This window comes from Streptomyces sp. NPDC000229, from assembly GCF_040300825.1.
Lineage (GTDB): Bacteria > Actinomycetota > Actinomycetes > Streptomycetales > Streptomycetaceae > Streptomyces.
Map to the genome: position 1 here is coordinate 47875 of NZ_JBEPEL010000003.1, position 13651 is coordinate 61525.

Here is a 13651-nt window from a genome sequence, read left to right on the forward strand (position 1 = left end):
CTACGGTTTGCCGCGCAGGCCCCTGAGCTGCTCGGCGATGGGTTTGAGGGACTGGCGCAGGTCGCTCAGGGCCTCGGGGCTCAGCAGGTCGATGAAGTGCTTGCGCACCGAGTCGACGTGGTGCGGTGCGACCTTCTGCATGGTTTCCATGCCCTGCTCGGTCAGGACCGCGTACAGCCCGCGCCGGTCGGACTCGCAGTTCTCTCTGCGTACCAGACCCGCGTTCTCCATGCGGGTGATCTGGTGGGAGAGCCGGCTCTTGGACTGGAGCGTCACGGCGGCCAGGTCGCTCATCCGGAGGCGGTGGTCGGGCGCCTCCGAGAGGTTGACCAGGATCTCGTAATCGTTGTTGGTCAGGCCGAATGGCTGGAGGTCCTTCTCCAACTGGTACGTCAGCAGCCTGTTGACGTCCAGATAGGTGCGCCAGGCGCACTGCTCGGCATCGGTCAGCCAGTTGGTGGCCGTCTCGGTCTCCATATATGGATTCTACCTAAGAAGTTGAATTCTGGACGAATGAGGGTCGGTGACGCCGGGCACTCCGGCCCCCCGTCCTCGCGTCCGTACCGGGTCAAGGGTGCAGACGTTCGAGGGCGTCACACTCCGCAGACTACCGCTCACAGCCCGAAGCGACGCTGGAGGTCCCCCAGCTGTCCGGGAAGGCGCGGTGAGGACCCGTGGTGGCCTTGGCCGGATCCCGCCCCCGGAACGCCCGCCTCCTGTGGCACCGCGCCCGTCGCCTGCTCCGGCATCAGCGCCTCCGTCGACTGGAGCAGCACCGTCCCGGCCCCGACGAACTCGAACTGGTGCTCCTCGCCCGACGCCCCGCCGAGCCCCGTCAGCGCCCGCAGGCCGCCCATGACGCCCGTCATGTAGCCGTGGTCGTAGTGGTGACACGGCGAGGGGCAGTCCGCCCAGCCGACCAGGGCCTGCGGGTCGACCCGGAGGGGCGGCTCCATGAAGACCACCGGGCCGTTGGAGGCGGCCACGAACTTCCCCGTGCCGATGAGGGTGAGGAAGCCCGGCACGATCGACTGCTTCAGGGCGAGCGTGGGCTGGTAGGCGAGGAGGTTCCCGGCGCGGATCGTGAGGTTCCCGTCGTCCAGGTCGTACGAGTTCACGTCGAACGCGCGGTCCGCCAGCAGCATCTTCCCACTGCCCTCCGCCACCACCCAGTCGCTCGCGTGGAGCGGGGAGTGGAAGCTGGAGCGGACGAGCCGGTCCAGCCGGCCGTGCCCGATGCCGTTGAAGTCGATCCGCCCGTAGTAGGCGATCATCTTGCCCTTCTGCAGGAACCACTGGGAGCCCTTCAGCTCCACGCAGAAGGTGTACGCGTTGACGTTGTCGTCGCTCGGCAGGGTCGACGGGTCGTGAATGACGGGCGTGCTCACAGCTTCTCCTCCGACGCCTGGACGTACACCGCACCACTGCCGCTGAGCTCCAGCTGGAACGCCTCGCCGGAGCCGCGCCCCACCATGTCGCGCCAGCCGAGCGCGGTGGAGAGCTTGTTGCGTACGTCGCCGTGGTGGGCGACGTAGGCCTGCGGGTCGACGTGCACGGGGCGGCCCGGGGTGATGGGCAGCTCGATCACTCCGCCGTGGGCCATCACGGCGACCGCGCCATGGCCCTTGAGGGTCGTGGTGAACAGGCCCTGGCCGGTGACCTGGCCTCGCACCATGCCCATCACACCGCCCTGGGAGCCCATGAACATCGTGCCCTGCTGGAGCGTCCCGTCGAAGGCGAGCAGGCGGTCGGCCTCGACGTACAGGGTCTCGCCGGTGAGGTTGACGACCTGGATGTGGTGGCCGCCGTGGCCGAACATCACCGTGCCGTTGCCCTCGACGGTCATCAGGGGCGCCGCCTCGTCGGCGACGCGGCGGCCGATCATCGACATCACGCCGCCCCGGCCGCCGGCCGTGTTCGGCGTGAAAGTGACGTCACCGCGGTAGGCCAGCATCGCGCCACGCTGGCTGAACATCTTCTGTCCGGGGGAGAGGGTCGCCTCGACCATCTTCGAATTGACCTCGCGGAACGGCATCAGACGTCCCCTCCGACCGTGTTGCGCTCGCTGGGCTGTACGTACACGAGTCCGTCGCCCTCGAAGCGGATCTGGAACGCCTCGCCGCCACCCTCGCCCATGAATGTGCGGAACGTCACGCCGGACTGGAAGTTCTGCTGGAGGTTGCCCTGGTGGGCGATGTACGCGCCGGGGTCGACCGACAGCGGGTACTGCGGGGTCACGCGCAGCACCACGGCCTGCCCGTCCGACATGATCGCGGCCTGGCCGCTGCCCTCGACGGTGGTCGTGAACAGTCCGGTCCCCGTGGCCCCGCCGCGCAGGCCGGTGAAGGTGGTGCCGGTGCGCAGGGAGGCGTCGACGCACAGCAGGTTGCTGGACTCGACGTACAGCTTGTCGCCGTGGAGGGAGACGAGGTTGATCTCGGAGGCGCGGTCGGCGAAGTAGCAGGTGCCCTGCCCCTTCACCTCCATCAGCTCCATCTGCTCGCCGGTGAGGCGGCGGGTGACCATCCCCCGGAGGCCCTCACCGCCGCCGGACATCTTCTTGAAGGCCATCTGGCCGTCGTACGCGACCATCGAGCCGTTCTTCGCTTTGACGGCGTCGCCGGTCATGTCGACGGCGAGCACTTTGCCGCCTTGGAGTCGGAACGTTGCCACGCCACGACGGTAACCGGTGGGCGGGGGCGCAGACAGAGACCTGGGGAGGATCCGGACCCTGACAAAGGGCGGGCAAAGGCGCCTGTCACAATGGACCGGTCGCTTGTGCATCGATTCACAAGATCGGTGCGCGGTGACAGTCGACCCCCGACCGACGCCGAAGGTGCTGCCTCGTGGACATCAAGACCGCCGCCTCCCTCCACCGCCTCCGACTGGTCTCCGCCCCGGAGGCCGTGTCGTTCATCCTGCTGCTCGTCTGCTCGGTACTGAAGCGCACGACGGAGTTCAACGCGGTCCCGGTCATGGGCGCGATCCACGGCGTGCTCTTCATCCTCTACGTGCTGTTCTGGGCGGACGCCTGGAACCGTACGAAGTGGGACCTGAAGACCGCCGCGCTCTACTTCGTGCTCTCCGTCCTGCCGTTCGGCGGCTTCTTCGCCGACCGCAAGCTCAAGCGCGCCGCCGACGACGCCGTGATCGCCTCCCGCGCCCGCCGCGAGGGCAAGGTGAGCGCATGATCGTCGCCTTCTCCGTCACCCCGCTCGGCGTCGGCGAGGAGGTCGGCGAGTACGTCGCGGACGCGGTGCGCGTGGTCCGTGAGTCGGGCCTGCCGAACCGCACCGACGCGATGTTCACCTCCATCGAGGGCGAGTGGGACGAGGTCATGGACGTCGTCAAGCGAGCCGTCGCCGCCGTGGAGGCCCGCGCGCCGCGCGTCTCCCTCGTGCTGAAGGCCGACATCCGGCCGGGTGTCACGGACGGGCTGACGGCCAAGGTGGAGACGGTGGAGCGCCACCTCTCCGCCTGACAGCGAGTCGAAGAACCCCCGGTCCCCATGGGCCGGGGGTTTTCCATGTCCGGTCTTGAGCGACTGCTCAAACAACTGTAGCTTCGTGTTGAGCGATCGCTCAAGAAGCGGGACGGCCGGGGGGAATCGTCGTGGGGCTCTACGTAGAGACGCGCATACGCGCCGACCTGGAGACCCTCTGGGAACGCACCCAGGACCCGGCGCAGCACCAGCGGTGGGACCTCCGGTTCACGGAGATCACCCACCTGCCGTCCGCGCCCGGACAGCCCCAGCGGTTCCGCTACGCGACCCGGGTGCTGCCCTTCCTGACCGTCGCCGGCACCGGTGTCTCCGCGGGGGAGCGCCACCGGGCCGGCGGCGAGCGGGTCTCGGCCCTGAGGTTCGCCTCGCCGCACCCGCTCTCGCTCCTCGCCGAGGGCAGCGGCTACTGGCGGTACGTCCCCACACCCGACGGCATCCGCTTCCTCACCGGCTACGACTACCGGCCGCGCTGGGGACGCTTCGGCGCGGTGGCCGACCGGCTGGTCTTCCGGCCGCTGATGGGCTGGGCCACCGCCTGGTCCTTCGACCGGCTGCGGCTGTGGTGCGAACACGGCGTCAGCCCCGCCCGGTCGCTGGCGCACGCCCTCGCGGAACTGGCCGTACGGTCCTTGGCCGTCGCCGTGGCGGTCCTCTGCTGCCTGTGGGCGGTGTGCCCGGGCACCACGGCGGAGGCGGCCGCCCTCGGCGGCACCGTATGGACCATGCCGGTCGCCGCCCCGCTCAACGGCGGCCCCGCCGTACTCGCCGGGCTGGGCGCCGTCGGACTCGCCGCCGTCGCGCTGCTGGCCCCGCCCTCCCCCCGTACCCCCGCCGCCAGGCGCTGTGGGCGCACCCCTCCCGCGCGCACCGCCGCGCCCGCCCTCCTCGCCACCCTGGAGCCCGCATGACCTCGATCTTCGCCCGCGCCATGGGGGACGACTTCCCAAGGCTCCACCCCCAGCTGCGGCGGCGCTTCTCGGTGGGCCTCGACAGTGGCGAGATGTGCGTCGGCCGGGGCGTGATGGACCGCATCTGGCACGGGCCGGCCTTCGTCAAGCCGTTCCTCGCCCTCGGCGGCACCCGCAACATCCTCGTCCCGCGCACCGGCCGGCACGTCCCCTTCACCATCGAGAACGTCCCCTACACCGACGCCTACGGCCGCGAGACGGTCACCTTCGTCCGCACGTTCGCGCTGCCCGGCGGGCCGCGCCGCTTCGACGCCACCATGGTCCACAGCCCCGAGCGCAACTGCGTGCTCGACTACCTCGGCACCCATCAGCACCTCGCCAGCGACCTGCACCTGAGCGCCGAGCCCGACGGCTCCCTGCTCATCCGCTCCGGGGAGCACCGCTTCCGCGAGGGCCGGATCGACGTCCGCGTACCGGAGCTCATCGGCGGCGACGCCGAGGTGCGCGAGTCCTACGACGACTCCACCGGCCGCTTCCGCGTCCGGGTCCGCGTCACCAACCGGTACGCCGGCCCCCTCTTCGGGTACGAGGGGTCGTTCACCGCCCACTACGCCGACGTACGCTCGCACGGGGTGCGGGCCGGGCTGCGCCCGGTACGCGAGGAGATACGGGCGTGAGCGCGGAAGCCAGAAGCCAGGAGACGAAGGTCAAGCTGCTGGAGGGCGCGCTGCGCACCCTCGCCGAACAGGGCATCGCCAAGACCTCCGCCCGGGCCGTCGCCGCCGCCGCGGGGGTCAACCAGGCCCTGGTCTTCTACCACTTCGGCTCCGTCGACGAGCTGCTGGCCGCCGCGTGCCGCCACGGGGCCGAGCAGCGCGTCGCCCGCTACCGCGACCGGCTCGCCAGGGTCACCGGCCTCACGGAGCTGCTCGCGCTCGGCCGCGAACTGCATGCCGAGGAGCGGGAGGCGGGCAACGTCGCCTTCCTGGGCCAGCTGCTCGCCGGCGCCCAGACCCAGCTGCGCCTCGCACCCGCCACCGCCGCCGGGCTCGACCTGTGGATCGACGAGATCGAGAAGGTCCTCACCCGGGTGCTGGCAGGGACCCCGCTCGCCGAGTTCACCGACAGCGCGGGGCTCGCGCGGGCCGTCGCCGCCTCCTTCGTCGGCCTGGAGCTGTACGAGGGCGTCGACGCGGACGGCGCCGAGCGGGCCCTCGCCGCGCTGGAGCAGCTCGCCGCGCTGGTCACCGTCCTCGACGAACTCGGCCCCATGGGCCGGCGGGCGGTACGGCACCGGCTGCGGCGTACGAGCGGGCGCGGCTGACGGCCCGGCCGGCGGCACGGCCCGGGCGCGGCTCAAACGCTGATGGCCCGGCCAAACGGGTCCCGGCGCAGAAACGCCCGCTCGGACGCCTCCAGTCGACACGTCGCCGGATCTCCCCTTTTGTGGGGATATAGCGACCCGCTCGACAGCTGGAGGCACCGTGCGGCCGGAAGGCTACGACTACGACACCTACAGCCGTCTCGCCGGTCCCCTGACGGAACCGGACCGGACGGCGTATCAGGTGCAGTACCGCAGTCTGCTCTCCGGGGAACCGCACCGAATACGCGCCGTCCTGCTGATGACGCTCGCGCCGGTGCTCTCGGCGGTGCTGCTCGTCTATCTGGTCTGGCCCAGTCACTGGACCGAGCGCGAGGGCGGCGACCGGTGGCTCATCAGGTTCGACACCGTCATGCTCGTGTCGATCGGGCTCATCTGCCTGTTCATGCTGATCAACGTCGTCTCCATCGCCCACGCCACGATGGTCGCCCGCGACCCCGTTCCCGTCGTTCCCCAGAAGGGGACCCGTGTCGCGTTCCTCACCACCTACGTACCGGGCAAAGAACCCCTCTCCATGGTCCGGGCCACCCTCGAAGGCGCCGTCCGTGTCACACACGACGGACGGCTGGACGTGTGGCTGCTCGACGAGGGCGACGACGAACAGGCCAAGGCCCTGTGCCGGGAGCTCGGCGTACGCCACTTCACCCGGGCCGGCGTCCCCGCCTGGAACCGCACCTCGGGCGTCCACAAGGCCAGGACCAAACACGGCAACTACAACGCCTGGATCGCCATGCACGGCGACGACTACGACTTCTTCGCCTCCGTCGACACCGACCACGTACCGCTGCCCAACTTCCTGGAGCGGACCCTCGGCTACTTCCGCGACCCCGACGTCGCCTTCGTCGTCGGCCCCCAGGTGTACGGCAACTACACGTCGCCGGTCACCAAGGCCGCCGAGTCCCAGCAGTTCCTCTTCCACGCCCTCATCCAGCGCGCCGGCAACCGCTACCACGCCCCCATGTTCGTGGGCACCAACAACGTCGTACGCGTCCGCGCCGTCAAGCAGGTCGGCGGGCTCTACGACTCCATCACCGAGGACATGGCCACCGGATTCGAGCTGCACCGCACCGTGAACCCGCGCACCGGGCACCTGTGGCGGTCCGTCTACACGCCCGACGTCCTCGCCGTCGGCGAGGGGCCGGCCTCCTGGACCGACTTCTTCACCCAGCAGCTGCGCTGGTCGCGCGGCACGTACGAAACCCTGTTCAAGCAGTACGGAAAGGCGTTCTTCCGGCTGCCGCCGGGCCGGCTGCTCAACTACACCCTGATGCTCGTCTACTACCCGATGACGGCCGTCAACTGGTTCCTGGGCATCCTCTCCTGCGTCCTGTTCCTCTGGCTCGGCGCCTCCGGCACCCAGGTCTCGTCCTCCGTCTGGCTGATGCTCTACAGCGATGCCGCCGCCCTCCAGATCGGCCTCTACCTGTGGAACCGCCGCCACAACGTCTCCCCCCACGAACCGGAGGGGTCCGGCGGACTGGCCGGCATGGCGATGTCCGCGCTCTGCGCGCCCATCTACCTCAAGTCCCTGGCATCGGCGCTGCTGCGCACCGACGGCCGCTTCGTCGTCACTCCCAAGGGCGGCGCGGCCAGCCCCGACCAGCCGGCCACCTTCCGTGTCCACCTGTACTGGGCCGCCGTGCTCGTCGCCTCGCTCATCGCCTCCGCCGTCCTCGACCACACGCACGCGGCCATGCGCACCTGGGCGGTGCTCGCCCTCGCCATCGCGCTGGCGCCGGTCGCCGTCTGGGGTTGGGGCCTGGTCCGGGAAGGCCGGGCACGCGCCCGCCTCCGCGCCCCGGCGCCCGGCCGCCCGGTGAAGGTGACGGTGACGGTGAAGGCGAAGGCGAAGCCCACGACAGGCGACGAGCCGGAGCCGGCCTTCGCCACGACGACAGGAGGGAACTGAACCATGGCCTACCGGCCGTCGAAGAAGCTCAAGAAGACCTTGCTGGGCGGTGGAGCGGTGGTCCTGCTCGCGGGCCTGAACGCGCCGGCCGCACTCTCCTTCGCGGAGGAGAAGTACCACGCGTACAAGATCGCCCAGCCTGGCTACAAGGCCAAGTACGGGTCCTGGCAGCAACTCGACGTGCCCGACGCATACCGGCTCAACGCCATCCACGCCGCCCTGCTCCACACGGGCAAGGTGCTGCTCATCGCGGGCTCCGGCAACAATCAGAAGAAGTTCGACGCGGGCACCTTCGACACCATCCTGTGGGACCCGGCCAAGAACACCTTCAAGAAGATCCCCACCCCGGAGGACTTCTTCTGCGCAGGACACAGCCAACTCCCCGACGGCCGCCTCCTGGTGGCCGGCGGCACCGCCCGGTACGAGGTCCTCGACGGCGAGGTCAAGCGCGCCGGCGGCGGTATGCGCGTCAAGAACGAGAGCCCGGACAAGGCGATCACCCTCAAGAAGGGCACCGTCTTCCGCTCGCCGTCAGGCGTGGAGTACGTGTCGAAGTTCGATGTGACGGTCCCCAGGGCGAAGCGCGAATTCAAGATCTCGTACTTCACGAGCGGCCAGATGAAGCCCTGGGAGACCAAGGTCACCGCCGCCGAGGCGCGGGTCTTCGTCGAGGCCAGGAAGGAGGGCCCCAAGGCCCTGACCACCGAGGCCGCCCAGTACAAGGTCCTCGGCCTCAAGGGCAAGGACGCGAACAACGTCTACGGCATCGCCCAGAGGCTCACCACCGAGAAGCAGGACTTCCAGGGCATCAGAGCGGCGTACGAGTTCGACCCCAAGGCCGAGAAGTACATTCCCGTCGCCCCCATGAAGGACGCCCGCTGGTACCCCACCCTGGTGACCCTCCAGGACGGCAAGGTGCTCGCCGTCTCCGGCCTCAACGACGTCGGCGACGTCGTGCCCGGCGACAACGAGATCTACGACCCGAAGACCAAGAAGTGGACCAAGGGCCCCTTCCGCTACTTCCCCACCTACCCCGCGCTCTTCCTCACCCAGGGCGGCAAGCTCTTCTACACCGGCTCCAACGCCGGCTACGGGCCCGCCGAGAAGGGCCGGGTCCCGGGCCTGTGGGACCTGAAGAAGAACACCTTCCAGGCGATCAGGGGCATCACGGACCCGGACCAGCTGGAGACCTCCGCCTCCCTGCTGCTGCCGCCCGCCCAGGACCAGAAGCTGATGGTGCTCGGCGGCGGAGGGGTCGGCGAGTCCGAGCTGTCCACGGCCCGCACCGCGCTGATCGACCTCAAGGCCGCCAAGCCCGCCTTCCGCACGGGCCCGTCCCTGCCCAAGGGCACCCGCTACCTCAGCAGCGTGCTCCTCCCCGACGACACCGTCTTCACCACCGGCGGGTCCGAGAAGTACCGGGGCCGCAGCGGCAGCGACATCCTCAAGGCGCAGGTCTACGAGCCGAAGACCGACTCCTTCCGGGAGGCCGCCGAGCCGACCGTGGGCCGCAACTACCACTCCGAGGCGCTGCTGCTGCCGGACGGGCGGGTGGCGACGTTCGGCTCGGACCCGCTGTTCGACGACAAGGACAACACCAAGCTCGGCACCTTCGAGCAGCGCGTGGAGATCTTCACCCCGCCCTACCTGCACGGCGGCGGCGCCGAGGCCCGGCCGGTGCTGGGCGAGGGCCCCCGGGAGCTCGACCAGAACGGCCGGGCCACCTTCCGCACGAAGGACGCCGCCCGCATCACCAAGGCGCGGCTGATGCGGCCCAGCGCGGTGACCCACACCACGGACGTGGAGCAGCGCTCCATCGAGCTGGGCCTGACCAAGGGCAGGGACGCGGTGACGGTCGAGGCGCCGCTGGACCGGACCCTGGTCCCGCCCGGCTGGTACATGCTGTTCGTGGTGGACAAGGACGGGCGCCCGTCGGTGGCGAAGTGGGTCCAGGTCGACTGAGCCCCGTACGCATCGGCCCGGGTCACGTCCTGAACGGGCTCACGTGACTGGCCCGGGTCACCCCCCTGACCCGGGTCACGTCCTGATGGGGGTCACGCCTTCGCGCGGCGCGCCAGGCCCAGGGCGTACTCGGGCCACCACGTCCCGGCCGCCGGGCCGCCCCGGCAGGTGCCGTCCGACTCGCCCGGGCGCTTGATCCACAGGTAGGCGTCCACCCGCGCGTCGCCGGTGTTCTCGGTCGGCGGTGTGCCCAGCGCCCGGCCCGGCGGGTTGCACCAGGCCTCCTCGCCGTCGCCCGCGAGCGGACCGGCCCCGTTGCGGCTGGTGTCGACGATGAAGTGGGTGCCGCCCAGCAGCGCGGACAGCTCCGTACCGAAGGCGGTGACCGTGGGTGTGGTCTGGAAATTCGACACGTTCAGCGCGAAGCCGTCCGCCTTCGCGACACCCGCCCGCCGCAGCGGCTCCACCAGCTTGCCGGCGTCCTTGATCCAGGCGGGGTTGCCCGCGTCCAGGTACACCTTGGTGTTCGGCTGCCGCTTGAACCGGTCCACCGCCTCGGCGAGCAGTTGGTAGCGCTCCTCGTGGTGCTGGGCGGGCGTACAGCCGTCCACCACGTGCGGCACGGCGTCCGGCTCCAGTACGACGACGGCGGGCGCGTCCCCGATGGCCTCGGCGAACGAGCCGATCCACTCCCGGTACGCCTCCGGGTTCGCCGCGCCGCCCGCCGAGTACAGGCCGCAGTCGCGGTGGGGGATGTTGTACGCGACGAGGACGACCTTCTGCTTCCCGGGCGCCGCGCCGCGCACGGCACGGCGGACGTCGGCCACGGGGTTGTTCCAGGCGGGCCACTGGGCGGCGGGCCGCTCCGAGATCCGTCGCAGCAGCTTGGCGTCCGCGGTGCGGCCCTCGGCCTCGTACGCCGTGACCTGGCGGGCGGCCGCGCTGTCCGGGTCGACCCAGAACGGCGAGCCCTTGGCGGGCGCGCTGCGGCCGACGGGTTCCTGCGCGGGCCCCTCCTCGCCACCGTCGCCGCCGCCCGGGGCGCAGCCGGCGGACAGCGCGGCGGCCAGGAGAAGGGTCGTGAGAACGCGGAAGGATCTGTGGCCGGACATCCAGCCCCCTCGTATGGCGTGAGCGACGGACGGACAGACCAGGTAATCGTGACATAACGGTCACAAGGTGTCGGGCTGCGACACCGTGCCGTCGTGGCGGAGGACCGAACCGCGAGACGGGGCTGACCAGCATGTGACCTGTCGGTAAGGTCGATCACGTGCCGAAACCGCTCAGTCTCCCGTTCGACCCCATCGCCCGCGCCGACGAGCTCTGGCAGCGCCGCTGGGGGCCCGTCCCCTCCATGGCCGCCATCACCTCGATCATGCGCGCGCACCAGATCCTGCTCGCGGAGGTCGACGCGGTGGTCAAGCCCTACGGGCTGACCTTCGCCCGGTACGAGGCGCTGGTGCTGCTCACCTTCTCCAAGGAGGGCGAGCTGCCGATGTCCAAGATCGGCGAGCGGCTGATGGTCCACCCGACGTCCGTGACGAACACGGTCGACCGGCTGGTGAAGTCCGGCCTGGTCGCCAAGCGCCCCAACCCCAACGACGGGCGCGGCACCCTCGCCTCCATCACCGACAAGGGCCGCGAGGTCGTCGAGGCGGCGACGGCGGACCTGATGGCGATGGACTTCGGCCTGGGTGTGTACGACGCCGAGGAGTGCGCCGAGATCTTCGCGATGCTGCGGCCGCTGCGGATCGCGGCACACGACTTCGAGGAGAAGTGACCCCGTAGGGGAGGCCCGCGCGAAGATCGCCCGGAACGTGACGTTACGCTCGACGCCATGAAGAGGAGCGTGCTGACCCGCTACCGGGTCATGGCCTATGTGACCGCCGTCATGCTGCTCGTGCTCTGCACGTGCATGGTGTTCAAGTACGGGTTCGACACGGGCGAGGACGTGACCTTCATGGTCTCCCAGGCGCACGGCGTCCTCTACATCATCTACCTGATCTTCGCTTTCGACCTGGGCTCCAAGGCCCGGTGGAAGTTCGGCAAGCTGCTGTGGATCCTGCTCTCCGGCACGATCCCCTTCGCCGCCTTCTTCGTGGAGCGCCAGGTCACCCGGGACGTCGAGCCGCTGCTCGCCGACGCCCCGCCGGTCGCCGCCAAGGCGTAAACGCCCCCGCGGAGCCCCCGCGAGCCGCCGCACGGCACGCCTGCGGCGGCTCCCCCATCGACATTTACTAGGACGTCCTAGTAAATTCGAAGGTATGGACGCTGACGCCATCGAGGAAGGCCGCCGACGCTGGCAGGCCCGTTACGACGCCGCCCGCAAGCGCGACGCCGACTTCACCACGCTCTCCGGCGACCCCGTGGAGCCCGTCTACGGGCCGCGGCCCGGGGACACCTACGACGGCTTCGAGCGGATCGGCTGGCCCGGTGAGTACCCCTTCACCCGCGGCCTCCACCCGACCGGCTACCGTGGCCGCACCTGGACCATCCGCCAGTTCGCCGGCTTCGGCAACGCCGAGCAGACCAACGAGCGCTACAAGATGATCCTCGGCAACGGAGGCGGTGGCCTGTCCGTCGCCTTCGACATGCCGACCCTCATGGGCCGTGACTCCGACGACCCGCGCTCGCTCGGCGAGGTCGGCCACTGCGGGGTCGCCATCGACTCCGCCGCCGACATGGAGGTCCTCTTCAAGGACATCCCCCTGGGGGACGTCACCACCTCCATGACCATCTCCGGGCCCGCCGTCCCGGTCTTCTGCATGTACCTCGTCGCCGCCGAACGGCAGGGCGTCGACCCGGGCGTCCTCAACGGCACCCTCCAGACGGACATCTTCAAGGAGTACATCGCACAGAAGGAGTGGCTCTTCCAGCCCGAGCCCCACCTCCGGCTCATCGGCGACCTGATGGAGCACTGCGCCCGCGACATCCCGGCGTACAAGCCGCTGTCCGTCTCCGGCTACCACATCCGCGAGGCCGGCGCGACGGCCGCGCAGGAGCTGGCGTACACGCTCGCCGACGGCTTCGGGTACGTCGAGCTGGGACTCAGCCGCGGCCTGGACGTCGACGTCTTCGCGCCCGGCCTGTCCTTCTTCTTCGACGCGCACGTCGACTTCTTCGAGGAGATCGCCAAGTTCCGTGCCGCCCGCCGGATCTGGGCCCGCTGGATGAAGGAGGTGTACGGCGCGAAGACGGACAAGGCGCAGTGGCTGCGCTTCCACACTCAGACCGCCGGTGTCTCGCTCACCGCCCAGCAGCCGTACAACAACGTGGTCCGTACGGCCGTGGAGGCGCTCGCGGCCGTCCTCGGCGGGACCAACTCGCTGCACACCAACGCCCTCGACGAGACCCTCGCCCTGCCCAGCGAGCAGGCCGCCGAGATCGCCCTGCGCACCCAGCAGGTGCTGATGGAGGAGACCGGCGTCGCCAACGTCGCCGACCCGCTGGGAGGTTCCTGGTACGTCGAGCAGCTCACCGACCGCATCGAGGCCGACGCCGAGAAGATCTTCGACCGGATCAAGGAGCGGGGCCTGCGCGCCCACCCCGACGGGCAGCACCCCATCGGGCCGGTCACCTCCGGCATCCTGCGCGGCATCGAGGACGGCTGGTTCACCGGCGAGATCGCCGAGTCCGCCTTCCGCTACCAGCAGGCCCTGGAGAAGGGCGACAAGCGGGTCGTCGGCGTCAACTGCCACCACGGGTCGGTCACCGGCGACCTGGAGATCCTGCGGGTCAGCCACGAGGTCGAGCGCGAGCAGGTCCGGGCCCTCGGCGAGCGCAAGGCGCGCCGCGACGACGCGCGCGTGCGCACCGCGCTGGACGGCATGCTGGCCGCCGCGCGGGACGGCTCCAACATGATCGGGCCGATGCTGGACGCCGTCCGGGCGGAGGCCACGCTCGGCGAGATCTGCGACGCCCTGCGCGACGAGTGGGGCACCTACACGGAGCCGCCCGGTTTCTAGACCGCCCGGTTTCCGCACCACCCG

At 70.3% G+C, this 13651-nt stretch carries 15 protein-coding genes; 10 read left to right on the forward strand and 5 right to left on the reverse strand.

The window, feature by feature from the left end; genetic code table 11:
- The 4 genes from ABT360_RS02825 to ABT360_RS02840 all read right to left on the reverse strand — a co-directional run bounded on the left by ABT360_RS02825 (position 1) and on the right by ABT360_RS02840 (position 2673).
- Entirely contained in the window at positions 1 to 477 is a 477-nt protein-coding gene (locus tag ABT360_RS02825) for a MarR family winged helix-turn-helix transcriptional regulator (RefSeq protein ID WP_351809639.1), read from the reverse strand.
- Between the two features lie 137 nt (positions 478 to 614).
- The gene (locus tag ABT360_RS02830; RefSeq protein WP_351809642.1) at positions 615 to 1388 is read right to left on the reverse strand and encodes an AIM24 family protein; all 774 of its coding nucleotides are present in this window, start codon (positions 1386 to 1388) and stop codon (positions 615 to 617) included.
- Positions 1385 to 2035, reverse strand: coding sequence for an AIM24 family protein (locus tag ABT360_RS02835; RefSeq protein WP_351809645.1), 651 nt, complete (start codon positions 2033 to 2035; stop codon positions 1385 to 1387). The genes ABT360_RS02830 and ABT360_RS02835 overlap by 4 nt, the downstream gene beginning before the upstream one ends.
- Entirely contained in the window at positions 2035 to 2673 is a 639-nt protein-coding gene (locus ABT360_RS02840) for an AIM24 family protein (RefSeq protein WP_351809648.1), read from the reverse strand. Before ABT360_RS02840 ends, ABT360_RS02835 begins: the two co-directional genes overlap by 1 nt.
- A 173-nt stretch (positions 2674 to 2846) precedes the next feature.
- On the opposite strand from ABT360_RS02840, the gene ABT360_RS02845 reads away from it, so the two are divergent.
- From ABT360_RS02845 to ABT360_RS02875, 7 genes are all read left to right on the forward strand, one after another.
- Positions 2847 to 3191 (forward strand): DUF3817 domain-containing protein, encoded by a 345-nt coding sequence (locus ABT360_RS02845; RefSeq protein WP_351809651.1) that lies wholly within the window; start codon positions 2847 to 2849, stop codon positions 3189 to 3191.
- On the forward strand, positions 3188 to 3481 hold the full coding sequence (locus ABT360_RS02850) for an MTH1187 family thiamine-binding protein (protein WP_351809654.1): 294 nt from the start codon (positions 3188 to 3190) through the stop codon (positions 3479 to 3481). Before ABT360_RS02845 ends, ABT360_RS02850 begins: the two co-directional genes overlap by 4 nt.
- A gap of 131 nt (positions 3482 to 3612) precedes the next feature.
- Complete coding sequence (locus tag ABT360_RS02855) at positions 3613 to 4410, forward strand: hypothetical protein (RefSeq protein WP_351809656.1); 798 nt, start codon at positions 3613 to 3615, stop codon at positions 4408 to 4410.
- Complete coding sequence (locus ABT360_RS02860; protein ID WP_351809659.1) at positions 4407 to 5087, forward strand: DUF4166 domain-containing protein; 681 nt, start codon at positions 4407 to 4409, stop codon at positions 5085 to 5087. Before ABT360_RS02855 ends, ABT360_RS02860 begins: the two co-directional genes overlap by 4 nt.
- Positions 5084 to 5734 carry a TetR/AcrR family transcriptional regulator gene (locus ABT360_RS02865; RefSeq protein WP_351809662.1) on the forward strand — a complete coding sequence of 217 codons (651 nt, stop codon included), beginning with the start codon at positions 5084 to 5086 and terminating at the stop codon, positions 5732 to 5734. The genes ABT360_RS02860 and ABT360_RS02865 overlap by 4 nt, the downstream gene beginning before the upstream one ends.
- A gap of 160 nt (positions 5735 to 5894) precedes the next feature.
- Positions 5895 to 7700 (forward strand): glycosyltransferase family 2 protein, encoded by a 1806-nt coding sequence (locus ABT360_RS02870; protein WP_351809665.1) that lies wholly within the window; start codon positions 5895 to 5897, stop codon positions 7698 to 7700.
- Positions 7701 to 7703: 3 nt separating this feature from the next.
- Positions 7704 to 9662: a kelch motif-containing protein gene (locus ABT360_RS02875; RefSeq protein ID WP_351809668.1), complete on the forward strand. Its 1959-nt coding sequence runs from the start codon at positions 7704 to 7706 to the stop codon at positions 9660 to 9662.
- A gap of 92 nt (positions 9663 to 9754) precedes the next feature.
- Here ABT360_RS02875 and ABT360_RS02880 read toward each other — a convergent pair whose 3' ends face one another.
- Entirely contained in the window at positions 9755 to 10774 is a 1020-nt protein-coding gene (locus ABT360_RS02880; RefSeq protein WP_351809671.1) for a glycoside hydrolase family 6 protein, read from the reverse strand.
- A 158-nt stretch (positions 10775 to 10932) separates the two neighbouring features.
- Here ABT360_RS02880 and ABT360_RS02885 point away from each other — a divergent pair, with 158 nt between their 5' ends.
- The 3 genes from ABT360_RS02885 (at position 10933) to ABT360_RS02895 (ending at position 13627) form a co-directional block, all read left to right on the forward strand.
- Positions 10933 to 11442, forward strand: a complete 510-nt coding sequence (locus ABT360_RS02885; protein ID WP_351809673.1) for a MarR family winged helix-turn-helix transcriptional regulator — start codon at positions 10933 to 10935, stop codon at positions 11440 to 11442.
- A gap of 57 nt (positions 11443 to 11499) precedes the next feature.
- On the forward strand, positions 11500 to 11832 hold the full coding sequence (locus ABT360_RS02890) for a DUF3817 domain-containing protein (protein ID WP_351809676.1): 333 nt from the start codon (positions 11500 to 11502) through the stop codon (positions 11830 to 11832).
- A 94-nt stretch (positions 11833 to 11926) separates the two neighbouring features.
- Positions 11927 to 13627 (forward strand): acyl-CoA mutase large subunit family protein, encoded by a 1701-nt coding sequence (locus tag ABT360_RS02895; protein WP_351809679.1) that lies wholly within the window; start codon positions 11927 to 11929, stop codon positions 13625 to 13627.
- Positions 13628 to 13651: the final 24 nt, after the last annotated feature.

Coding starts and splice junctions, on each gene's coding strand:
- ABT360_RS02825 (WP_351809639.1), bottom strand. CDS start 477: ATGGAGACCGAGACGGCCACCAACTGGCTGACCGATGCCGAGCAGTGC.
- ABT360_RS02835 (WP_351809645.1), bottom strand. CDS start 2,035: ATGCCGTTCCGCGAGGTCAATTCGAAGATGGTCGAGGCGACCCTCTCC.
- ABT360_RS02850 (WP_351809654.1), top strand. CDS start 3,188: ATGATCGTCGCCTTCTCCGTCACCCCGCTCGGCGTCGGCGAGGAGGTC.
- ABT360_RS02860 (WP_351809659.1), top strand. CDS start 4,407: ATGACCTCGATCTTCGCCCGCGCCATGGGGGACGACTTCCCAAGGCTC.
- ABT360_RS02875 (WP_351809668.1), top strand. CDS start 7,704: ATGGCCTACCGGCCGTCGAAGAAGCTCAAGAAGACCTTGCTGGGCGGT.
- ABT360_RS02880 (WP_351809671.1), bottom strand. CDS start 10,774: ATGTCCGGCCACAGATCCTTCCGCGTTCTCACGACCCTTCTCCTGGCC.
- ABT360_RS02890 (WP_351809676.1), top strand. CDS start 11,500: ATGAAGAGGAGCGTGCTGACCCGCTACCGGGTCATGGCCTATGTGACC.
- ABT360_RS02895 (WP_351809679.1), top strand. CDS start 11,927: ATGGACGCTGACGCCATCGAGGAAGGCCGCCGACGCTGGCAGGCCCGT.